Source organism: Streptomyces sp. NPDC099050 (assembly GCF_044759865.1).
GTDB lineage: Bacteria > Actinomycetota > Actinomycetes > Streptomycetales > Streptomycetaceae > Streptomyces.
In genome coordinates this window covers 20367-31564 of record NZ_JBIWAE010000035.1, presented here as the reverse complement: position 1 = coordinate 31564, position 11198 = coordinate 20367, and the positions used below count along the sequence as shown (strand labels likewise).

3 protein-coding genes and 2 pseudogenes are annotated in these 11198 nt (G+C 77.6%); 2 read left to right on the top strand and 3 right to left on the bottom strand.

Annotated elements, in window-relative coordinates; all coding sequences use genetic code 11:
* Both ACIQV3_RS36810 and ACIQV3_RS36805 read left to right on the top strand, forming a co-directional pair.
* A pseudogene (locus ACIQV3_RS36810) lies at nucleotides 1-3515 on the top strand (hypothetical protein); the annotation flags it as partial.
* A 56-nt stretch (nucleotides 3516-3571) separates the two neighbouring features.
* Nucleotides 3572-4528, top strand: coding sequence for a bifunctional riboflavin kinase/FAD synthetase (locus ACIQV3_RS36805; RefSeq protein WP_403720612.1), 957 nt, complete (start codon nucleotides 3572-3574; stop codon nucleotides 4526-4528).
* Here the strand turns inward: ACIQV3_RS36805 and ACIQV3_RS36800 are convergent.
* The 3 genes and pseudogenes from ACIQV3_RS36800 to eccE form a co-directional block, all read right to left on the bottom strand.
* Nucleotides 4455-7426, bottom strand: a pseudogene (locus ACIQV3_RS36800) (SCO5717 family growth-regulating ATPase); the annotation flags it as partial. The gene ACIQV3_RS36805 and the pseudogene ACIQV3_RS36800 overlap by 74 nt on opposite strands.
* A 1647-nt stretch (nucleotides 7427-9073) precedes the next feature.
* Complete coding sequence (locus tag ACIQV3_RS36795) at nucleotides 9074-9901, bottom strand: hypothetical protein (RefSeq protein WP_403720610.1); 828 nt, start codon at nucleotides 9899-9901, stop codon at nucleotides 9074-9076.
* Entirely contained in the window at nucleotides 9898-11181 is a 1284-nt protein-coding gene (gene eccE / locus ACIQV3_RS36790) for a type VII secretion protein EccE (protein WP_403720608.1), read from the bottom strand. The genes ACIQV3_RS36795 and eccE overlap by 4 nt, the downstream gene beginning before the upstream one ends.
* Nucleotides 11182-11198 lie beyond the last annotated feature (17 nt).

The window sequence follows — 11198 nt, the reverse complement described above, 5'->3', positions numbered from 1 at the left end:
ACTCCGACCGGGACCGGGACCGGGGCTCCGACCGGGACCGGGACCGGGGCTCCGACCGGGACCGGGACCGGGGCTCCGACCGGGACCGGGACCGGGGCTCCGACCGGGACCGGGACCGGGGCCCCGACCGCGACCGGGGCCCCGACCGCAGCCCCGACCCGGTGTCGGCCTCGGAGCTGGCCTTGCTCGTGGCCTCGGCCGGGCGCGCCCTGCTCGTCGTCCTGGACGGGCCCGAGGAGATGCCGCCGCGGCTCGCGGGGCGGGCCGCGCCGTGGACCGGCGCCACCGCCGCCTGGCTGGAGGCGACCGGGGCCCGGCTGGCCGTGGCCGCCCGTCCCGAACACTGGGAGTCGGCCGGGCGGCTCTACCCGTCGCGGATGCTCCGGATCCCGGCCCGGCCGGCCCGGCGGCTGCCGCCCGCGCTCCCGGTCGGCGATCTCACCCCCGAGCAGGCGGCGCGGGCCAGGGCCCGGCTGGGCATCCCGGCCGGGGCCGTCGCGGGCGCCGACGCCCGGCATCCGCTCACCCTGCGGCTGCTCGCGGAGATCCGCGCGGCCGGGGTCACCGCGGGCCGTCCGTCCCGCGACGAGGTGTTCGCGGCCCACCTGGACCTGCTGTGCCTACGCGTGGCCGTCCGGGCGTCGACCACACTCCCGCAACCCAGCGGACGCGGCGGGCCCGCGAGGCGGGCTGGCGCGGGCGGGTGGGAGTTGGCGGGACCCCACACGGGAGGGCCGTACGCGGGTGGGCCGGATTCGGGTGGGCGGGGCGCGGCCGGGGCGTGCGCGGGCGGTTGGGACATGGCGGTGCCGTACTCGGGCGGGCCGGATACGAGCGGGCAGGACGTGGCCAGGCCGGATACGGGAGGGCCGTACTCGGCCGGGCCGGATTCGGGCGGGCGGAACGCGGCCGGGGCGGGCGCGGGCGGTTGGGACGCGGCCGGGCCGGGCGCGGGCGGGACGTACACGGGTGAGCCGGGCATGGCCGGGCCGGATACGGCCGCGGTCTACGGGCCCGGGGTGGGCCGGCTGGCCTCGCGGGTGGCCGGGCGGGTGCACGAAGCCGCCCGGCGGTGTCTGGGGCCGGGCCAGGGGCAGCTGGAGCGGGCCTCCTTCGAGGAACTGTTCCCCTGGCGGTCGGGGTGGGCCTCCGCGGTGCTCACCGAGGGGCTGCTGGTGCCCGCCGGCGAGGGCTACCGCTTCGCCCACGAGGAGCTCGCCGACTGGCTGCAGGCCGCGCACCTGGACCTCCCGGCGGCCCTCGACACCCTGGGCCGGGACGTCCCCCGTCACCGCATCGGTCCCGTGCTGGAGGCCCTGCGCCTGCTTCCGCCCGGGGAGCGGGCAGCCGCGCTGGAGCGGCTCGTGGCCCTGCTCGACGGAGCCGACGGCCCGGAGGTGGGCTGGTGGGCCGCCCGTCTCGTCGGCGAGACCCTGTTGCGCGCCCCCGACGCCACGCCCTGCCTCCCGGTCCTGCACGCCCTGGCCGAGCACCTGTCCCGGCCCCGGCCCGCCCCGGCGCAGGGCACCCCTCTCGCGGCGGACCCGCCGCGCCCGGCACCGCCATCGGCCGGCTCCGCCGTGCATGCGGGGCCTCCGGGGGCGGGCCCGCCCCGCCCGGCTTCGGCCGCGGCGTCCGCGGCACCGGCCAGCTCCGCCGGGTACGCGGGGCCGCCCGGGGCGGACGCGCCGTGCCCGGCACCGGCCGCGACATCGGCTGGCTCCGCCACGTACGCGGGCACCCTGGGGGGCCTGGGCCCGGTGGACATCACCGCGTGGGCGGGACCTGGTGGCAGGGGGCGCCCGCGGATTCCCGCCCAGGGCGGAACGCAGGCGGCCGGTGGGCCCGGCGCGAGGATCGGGCATCCCTGCCTTGAGGCGGCCACCGCCACCGCCACCGCCGGCGTCGGCGGCACCGGGTCCGGCGCGCGGGCCGGGCACCCCCGCGCCGAGGCGGCTGCCGGCGCCGCCGCCCGCTTCCCCGGAACAGGCACCAGCACCGGCCCCGGCACCAGCAGCGGGATTGGCCCCGGTACCAGCACGGGCCCCGGCCCCGACACCAGCACCGGCGGGGCCACCGTGTCCGGTGGCTCGGCCGGTTGCGGCCAGGGCGGCCAGGGCGGCCAGGGCGGGGAGGGCGAGGGGGAGTTCGGGGCTGGGTTCTGGACCCGGGTGCGCGTTGCCGAGGAGGAGCGGTTCGAGCTGCTGCGGCGGCTGGTGCCCCATGACCACCGCCTCCTCGACGCCGCCGCCCGGCGGCTGGTCCGGGCCCCGCGGCTCGTGCAGCCCCTGCTCTGCGGCTGGTTCCGCGACGAGCGGCGGCTGCTCGGGCGGCCCGGGGCCACCGTCGCCACCGCTGCGCAGGCCTTGCTGCACACCCACCGCGGCCTGGCCGTCGACGACCTCGCCGAAGCGCTCGTCAGCGCCGCGCACCCCCGCGCCGACGAGCTGCTCGCCGTACTCGCCGGGGACGAACCCTCCGCCCTCAGCCGGGCCGTGGACCGCTGGGCCCACGACGAGCGGCCCGGCCGCCGGGTCGCGGCCGCCGCGTACGGGCCGCTCACCGCCCCGCACGTGCGCACCCCCGCCGACCGCGAGCTGCTGCGCTACGCCGCGCAGGCCCTCCTGGCCCGCCCCGCGGACGCCTCCCTGCACGGCAGCGCCCTCGGGATCCTGCTCCGCGACCCCCAGGTGCGGGCCCGCTACCTCCCCGAGGCCCTCGCCTGCTTCCGCGACCCCGGGCACGGCCGGCGGCTGCCCGCCGCCGCGCTGGTCGCCGCGCTCCCCGTGCTGCCCGACCCGGACGCGGTGTTCGCCGCCCTGCGGGAGCGGGCCGACGGGGAGGTGGTGCGCGCGCTGGCCGCGCTGACCACGCCGGGCCTGGCGAGGCGTGCGGCCGACCTCGTACGGGACCACCTCGCGCGGCACCCGCAGGACGCGGCGCACGCCGCCGAGTTCGTGGACCGGCGGCTCGAACAGGGCCTGGCCGCCGCCCCCGTGCTCCGCCCGCTCGTACGGGACCTGCTGGGCTCCGGGCCGCCCCCGGTACGGGCCGCGCTGGCCCGCGTACTGGCCGCCCCGGGCACGGAGTCCTCGTACACGCTCCGCGGCGAGCTGGCCGAGGCGCTGCTCCGCGAGGAGCTCGACCCGTCCGTGCTCGACGCCTTCCTCGGCGCGCTGGCGGCGGGTGCGGGCACCGGCGCGCCGCCGGACCGGACCGGGGACCTGCTGCGGCGCACCGGCCGGCAACTGATGCGTGCACCGGGCGGGGCTGCGGTCTTCGAACGGCGCACGGTCGAGCTGGCGCGGGCCGAACCGGCCTTCCGCGCGCTCGTGGCCCACTGGCTGGAGCGGGCGCCGCAGGAGGCGGCGGCGCTGCTGGGACCGAGCGCGCGCCGGACCGTCGAGACCCTCGCTCGCAACGCGCCCGCGAGCGCCTCCCCGAGCGCCTCCCCGAGCGCGTCCGCGCCGGACGACGCCGATGATGGGCAGCGGGCACCGGCATGGCAGTCTTAGACCTGCAATCGGCAACCAGGACAGGGCCTACAGGGTTCGGGCGAGGAGCGGTCACAGTGCAGCGCTGGCGTGGCTTGGAGGACATCCCCCAGGACTGGGGACGCGGCGTCGTCACCATCGGCTCCTACGACGGCGTCCACCGGGGTCATCAGCTGATCATCGGACGCGCCGTGGCCAAGGCGCGCGAGCTCGGCGTCCCCTCCGTCGTCGTCACCTTCAGCCCGCACCCGAGCGAGGTCGTCCGTCCCGGCAGCCACCCGCCGATCCTGGCCCCGTACGACCGGCGCGCCGAACTGATGGCCGGGCTGGGCGTGGACGCGCTGCTGATCCTGCCCTTCACGGCGGAGTTCTCGCAGCTGTCCCCGGCCGACTTCATCGTGAAGGTCCTCGTCGACAAGCTGCACGCGCTGGCGGTCATCGAGGGCCCGAACTTCCGCTTCGGCCACAAGGCCGCCGGCAACGTCGATTTCCTGCGGCAGCTCGGCGCCACCTACGACTACGAGGTCGAGGTCGTGGACCTGGTGGAGCGCGGCGAGGCGGGCGGCGGCGTGCCGTTCTCCTCCACGCTCGCGCGCAGGCTCGTGGCGCAGGGCGACATGGACGGCGCGGCCGAGATCCTGGGCCGCCCGCACCGGCTCGAGGGCGTCGTGGTGCGCGGTGCGCAGCGCGGGCGCGAACTCGGCTACCCGACGGCGAACGTGGAGACGCAGCCGCACACCGCGATCCCGGCCGACGGGGTGTACGCGGGCTGGCTGACGGCTGACGGCGAGCGGATGCCGGCGGCGATCTCGGTCGGCACGAACGTGCAGTTCGACGCGACCGAGCGGACCGTGGAGGCGTACGCGATCGACCGGGTCGGGCTGGACCTGTACGGCATGCACGTGGCCGTCGACTTCCTCGCCTACGTGCGCGGGATGGCGAAGTTCGAGTCGCTGGACGGGCTGCTGGAGGCCATCGCGGACGACGTGAAGCGCGCGCGGGTGCTGACGGACACGTACGACGCGGAGCACTGACGGCCCGACGGCCTTGACGGGCTGATGGCCTGACGAGCGGTTGGACAACGGGCGCGGGCCCGTGCCGTCCCGGGGATTCCGGGGGCGGTACGGGCCCTCGTGCGTGTGCCGGCTGCGTCAGCCCAGGCGCGGGTCGCGCGGGGGCCCGCCGGGCTGGGGCGGCTGGGGCTGACCGGGCTGCTGGGGCCAGGGCTGGCCGGGGGTGGGGTAGGGCTGCTGGCCGTACGGGGGTTGCGGCTGGGGCTGGTGCTGCTGAGGCTGCTGCGGGTAGGGCTGCTGGGGCGGCTGCGGCTGGCCCCAGTGGTTCTGCGGGGCTTGCTGCTGGGCGCGGATGAAGTCCTCGGCGACCAGGGCGGAGAGGTTGAAGTACGCCTCGCGCGTCTTGGGCCGGAGCATGTCGAGGTCGACCTCGGCGCCGGCCGCGAGGTGGTCGTCGAACGGGACCACGACGACACCGCGGCAGCGGGTCTCGAAGTGCCGCACGATGTCCTCGACCTTGATCATCTTGGCGGTCTCGCGGACCCCGGAGATCACGGTGAGGGAGCGCGAGACGAGGTCGGCGTACCCGTGCGCGGAGAGCCAGTCGAGGGTGGTGCTGGCGCTGCTCGCGCCGTCCACCGACGGGGTCGAGATGATGATCAGCTGATCGGCCAGGTCCAGGACCCCGCGCATCGCGGAGTAGAGGAGGCCGGTGCCCGAGTCGGTGAGGATGATCGGATACTGGCGGCCGAGCGTCTCGATGACGCGGCGGTAGTCCTCGTCGTTGAAGGCCGTCGAGACGGCCGGATCCACGTCGTTGGCGATGATCTCCAGGCCCGAGGGCGCCTGGGAGGTGAACCGGCGGATGTCCATGTACGAGTTCAGGTACGGGATCGCCTGGACCAGGTCCCGGATCGTGGCCCCGGTCTCGCGGCGCACGCGGCGGCCGAGGGTGCCGGCGTCGGGGTTCGCGTCGATGGCCAGGATCTTGTCCTGGCGCTCGGTGGCGAGGGTGGCGCCGAGGGCGGTGGTCGTCGTGGTCTTGCCGACGCCGCCCTTGAGGCTGATGACGGCGATGCGGTAGCAGGACATGACCGGCGTGCGGATCAGCTCCAGCTTGCGCCGCCGCTCCGCCTCCGCCGCCTTGCCGCCGAAGCGGAACAGGCCGCCGCCACCGGAGGCGTTGTTGCCGCTCCTCGCCTTCTGCCGGCCGCGCAGCAGGCGGTCGGAGGACAGCTCGACGGCGGCGGTGTAGCCGAGGGGGGCGCCGCCGGAGGGCTGGGGGGAGCCGTAACGGGGATCCTGGCCGTGAGGGCCCTGCGGCCCCTGGGGCCCCGGCGGACCTTGCTGCCACTGGCCGCCGCGAGGATCGGCGTACTGCTGCGGCTGCGGCTGCGGCTGTGGGGCCGGCGGGGCCTGGTGCGCGGGCGGGAACCCGTACCCGGCGTCGGGCGCCTGGGGGCGGGGCTGGGCGGGCGGCTGGATGTCGTACCCGGCCTGGGGGGCCGCCGGTGCGGTCAACTCGGCGGACCACTGCGGAAGTTCGGCGCCGGACGCCGGATCGGCTCCGGTGGATCCCCCGAACGGGTTCGCCTCGCGCGGCGCCGGGATGACCGTCCCCGCGGGGGGAGTGGGCGTACGCACGACGGCGGGCGGCGCCTCGTCGACCGGCGCGGAGTGCGCGTACGGCGGCCGGGTGTCGTACGAAGCCGGTGCGGGCCCCTGGCCGGCGGGCGCGGAGGCGTACGGGTCGCTCAAGGGGCCCTGACCGGCGGGGCCGTCCGGGGCCGGCGGGACCGGCGGGGCCGGGGGGAGGGTGGCGCCCGGGGCCGGGGTCGGGGCCGGTTCGTGGGGCGGCACGGCAGCGTCCGGAGCGGAGGGATACGAGGCGCCCGGGCTGCCCGGCTGGGGCGGCAGGGCGGAGTCCTGGGCCGACGGGTGGGGCGGGACGGCGGAGTCCAGGGCCGGGGTGTAGGCGGGCGGGGCGGGCTGCGCCGCGGCGCTGTCGGCGCGGCCGGGCGCGGCGCCGTCCGAGGACGGCGGGACCGGCGCCAGGGCGAAGTCCGGGGTCGGAGCGTGGGCCGGGGCGGGGCTGCCCGGGGCCGCCGGGTCCGACGGCGGCGTGTGGTCCGGGGCGGGGCTGCCGGTGTCGGCGGAGTTCGGCGGCAGTCCGGTGTTCTGGAGCGGCGGGTGGGGTGGGGCGGCGGTGTCGGGGGTCGACGGGTATGCGGGGGCGGGGGCGTCCGGGGCCGGAGCGGGGCTGCCCGTGCCGGCGGGGTTCGACGGCAGTCCGGTGTTCTGGAGCGACGGGTACGCCGGGGTGGCGGCGTCCGGGGCCGACGGGTATGTAGGGGCGGCCGTGCCGGGGGTCAGCGGGTATGCCGGGGCGGCGTCTGGGGCCTGGGCGTGGGCCGGAGTGGGGCTGCCCGTGCCGGCGGGGTTCGACGGCAGTCCGGTGTCCTGGGCCGGCGGGTGGGGCGGGGCGGCAGCGTCCGGGGCCGGCGGGTGCGCCGGGGCGGAGTTGCCGGGGGCCGACGGGTACGGCGCGGCCGGAGTGGCAGGGGCCGGGGCGTACGGTGCGGGCGCGGAGTCCGCGGGCAGTGCCGTGGGTGCGTCGGGGGTGCCCGCGTAGGGCATGGCCGGGGCCGGTGCCGGGTTCGACTCCGCGCGGGGGGCGGGCGGCGCGATGCGCATCGTCGGAGGGGTCTCCAGGTCCGACGGGGGCCGGTGGGGCTCGAAGCCGCTGCCTTCGGGCAGGCCCGGGATCGCGGCGGCCGCCGGAGCCGCGCCCTGCGTGTACCAGGCCGGTGGGGTGTAGTCGATGGTGAACTCGCCCGTCAGCTCGGGCTCCGCGTCGGACTGATCGTCCGTCGGGACGTCCCACGTCCCGCCGCGCCTCTCGTTCCGATCGCCGCTCACTGGTCCTCCTGATCTGTCGAACACTGGTCCGGCGTTCCACCGGGCCACGCCGTCGCCCAGCCTAATCGTGCCCTGCGGCCGGTCTCCGCCCCCGTCGGCCCGTACCCGGGGTCAACCACGGGCCGGGGCCGCCTCCATCCTGCCCATACGGCCGGGCCCCGGCCAATCCCGTCTCCCCGGGCTACCTGCCGTTTCACGCCGTTCCGTGCCGCCCCGGTCGGGGTCCGCCCTCGCCCGCGGGGTGTGCGGGCGGGTCTCCATCCACCCGTTCCCGCGCTGCGGGTGGCCAATCCGCTCGTGCCGGTCCGGTGTGACCTTGCGGGTGCGGGCCGGTCCGGCGCGGGCCGTTCTGGTGCGGGCCGGGCCCCGTCCACCCGGTCCCGCCCCGCGGGTTCCCCATCCGCTCGTCCTCGCCCGGTGCGGCGGTGTGGGGCGCTGCGCGCCCCGGCGGCGGCTGTTTCCGTACCGGCCGTGGCCCGGCGCCGGTTGGGAGCTCGGCTGTTCGTGGCCGGCGGTTCGCGGGGCTTGTTCGGCTCAGCCTGCGGTTGCCCGGTTGCCCGGTTGCCCGGTTGCCCCGTGCGCCGCTCGCGTGGTGCGGGTGGTGGGCCCTGCGGGGCGAAGTCCCCTACCCGCCCTTCCACCGTTCCCCGGGCTCTGCCCGGACCCGGTCCTCAAGCGCCGGAGGGGCTGGAGGACCCCGGGCCCGGCCGGTTCGCCGGAGGCGGGGGCTGCGGCACGCCCGGCTCGGCACGTCCGCCTCGGCCGGCCGGTTCCGGTCCTGCCGAGACCGGGGCACGCCCGCTCTCGGCTCCCTGTCGGTTCCCGGCTCGTTCGGCTCGGTCCTGCCAGGGCCTGCCAGGTCCTGCCAGGTCCCGCTCGGTCCCGCTCGGTCCTGCCCGGTCCCGCCAGGACCTGGCCCTGCCGGTCACGGCTCGCCACTTCCTGGCCTGCCCGTTGAGGCTCGCCGGTTCGGGGCCTACGGGGCGATGCCACGTCCCCGCATGCTCCGCCGGTCTCCGGCCCACGCCGGTTTCCGGACCTCGCCGGTTTCCGGACCTCGCCGGTTTCCGGACCTCGCCGGTTTCCGGACCTCGCCGGTTTCCGGACCTCGCCGGTTTCCGGACCTCGCCGGTCTCCGACCCTCGCCGGTCTCCGCCCCCGCCGGTTTCCGGCCCACGCCGGTCTCCGCCCCCGCCGGTCTCCGCCCACGAAGGCTGGTGGGACGTCTGAGCACGCCCTGCCCAACCCTGGCGCACCGCTCCGTCGGACGGTTCCCACGGTGTCGGCCGGAGCTCGCCCGCTCCTGATCGCCGTTACCGGCCCGCTCGTTCGGGCCACCCGGCTCCCAGCCGACCTGTCGCCCCAACTGCCGCTCAGCGGCCTGGCCGTGGCCGTCCCGCCGACAGGCTGGTGCCACCGGCGTGCATGCCCTGCCCGTTTCCGGTCCGTTCCTCGGGACACCGGCGGGTTCCGCAGAGCTCACGCAAGCCGCGCACGTGCTGCCCCGCCCACCGGCATCCCCGAGCCGCGGTCCCCCGAGCCGCGGTCCCCCGAGCCGCGGTCCCCCGAACCGGTACCCCCCGTCCACCCCGCGACCCGCGGTCCCCCGTGAGGGTGAACCTCACCGCGCCCCGGGCCGGCCCCCGTTCAGTCGATGCGACGTGCCGCGCCCAGCAGGCCCGTCTCCCCGTCCGTCGGCTGTGTCATCACGAACTGCCGGTCCCGCTCGGTGCACCACAGCGTGACCCCGTCGCCCAGCGTCGGCAGTGACTCCACCGCCGCCGCGGGCAGCCGCATCAGGCGGCCGAGTTGTTCCGCCTCGTCCGGGGAGACCCGCTGGATGCCGACCAGGGAGGCGTTGCGCACCAGTCGGGGGGCCGCCGGGCTCAGGTACGGGAGCAGGGTCAGGACCGACTGCCAGGGTCCCGCCGCCACGCGGCCCCGCGGCGGCCGCATGCCGCAGTCGCGGATGACCAGGACCGGGCTGCCCGCCGACGCGCCCTGCGGCGGCACCCGGCCCACGTCGTGCAGGGTCACGCACTGCTGGCCCCCGCCCGCGGCCTGCGCCAGCCCGGACCACACCGGGCCGCGCCCGGTCTCCACCGTCACCCGCGCCCCCGTGGCGGCCGCCCGCAGGGCCAGGACCTGCGCCGTCCACAGGCCGCCGATCAGCGTGACCTCGTACGGAGTCGGCCGGTTGATGCCGAGGACCGCCGGGCGGCCCCCCGAGTCGACTCCGATGACGACTCCGTCGTCCCCGACCGGCAGCGCGAGCGCGTCCAGCTCCGCCGCCTGGACCACGTGCCGCTCCCGGCGCGGGCCGATCAGCCCGAACCCGCCCCGCGCCGCCGAGACCGCTCCGGCGCGCGACCCCGCGACGGATCCGGGTCCTGAGACCGGTCCCGAGACCGATCCCGAGACGGGTCCCGAGACCGATCCCGAAGCCGACCCCGCAGCCGAACGAGAGCCCCTCATCGCGTTCCTCCCAGCGGCAGCGACGCCAGCAGCCCCGGCACCTGTTCCCGGTCCAGCCGCACCAGCCCGGCCTTGATTCCCCGGGCCGTCTGTTCCAGTCCGCGCCGCGCGGCGACCAGCTCCTCGTCGCTGCGCCCGGTGACCCGTACGTGTCCGGTCAGCGCGACCTCGTGCCGCGCGGCCGGGGTCATCGTCAGGCTGAAGTTCGTCGCCAGCGCCGGCAGCGAGGTCAGCAGCGCGACGAACTGCGGCAGTCCCGCCCCGCTCCCGCCCAACTGGGGCCAGCGGCTGATCCAGTACGTGGTGTGCCGCCGGTCGTCGCAGCGCCAGGTTCGCGGGGTCTCCTCGGTACGCCGCCCCGTGGCCGCCGACCGCCCCGCCTGGGTGATCGCCATCGGGTTCGCGCACGAGGACGTTGCCAGCGCGCCCGTCAGCTCCTGCTCCGTGAGCACCGTGGCCCGGAACCCGGCCCCCGCGAGCCTGCTCGCCAACTGGTCCGCGACCCGCACCAGACACCGCTGCGCCCCCGGCAGCCCGCCCCCGCGCGCGGCGACCGCGTCGGGGCACAGCTCCGGATCCAGCTTGAGGGCGATCCACGTGAGGCGTACGGCCGGGCTCCCGGTCAGGGCCTGGAGCGGGGCGTAGTTGCGCGCGGCCATCGACTGGGCCGGCAGGTGCGGGGCCGGCGCGGGCTGGGTGTGCTGCACGAGCTGCGCGGACTCCAGCCGGATGCCGTCCACTTCGAGGACGTCCCGTACGAGGGCCAGCGGCAGCGGCCGCGCCGCCCGGTCGGGGCGCAGCGCGGTGGCGTCCATGTCGACCTGGACCACCGCGGTCAGGAAGGTGCCGTCGCCGACCATGCCGACGGGCCGCCGGTCGCGCTCCCGCTCCCGCTCGCTGAACGTGAGCGTCCGCAAAGCCGGTTCGGCCTCCACGAGCGGGGCCAGCCCGGGTTCCGTACCGGCCGGCACCGCCGTGGCGGCGGCCCGGCGGCGGCGTGCGCGCAGCGCCAGGGCGCCTCCGATCCACTCGGGCAGCGAGCGCCGGTGCCTGCGTACGACCGCGAGCAGCACGAGGAGCAGTGCGAGCACACCGGCCGGCGCCAGCAGCAGCGGATCCACGACCCAGGCCGCCAGCAGCGCCGCGGCGGCCACCTGGAGGAGCACGAGTTGTTGCAATCGGAACGGGCCGAAACGCCCCGGGCCGGACTTCGGATGCGGCGTCACTCCGGCGCGCGCGGGTTCGGGCGCCCCGGTCCGCGGCCTCACGGCAGTGGCCATCACTCGCGCACCTCACC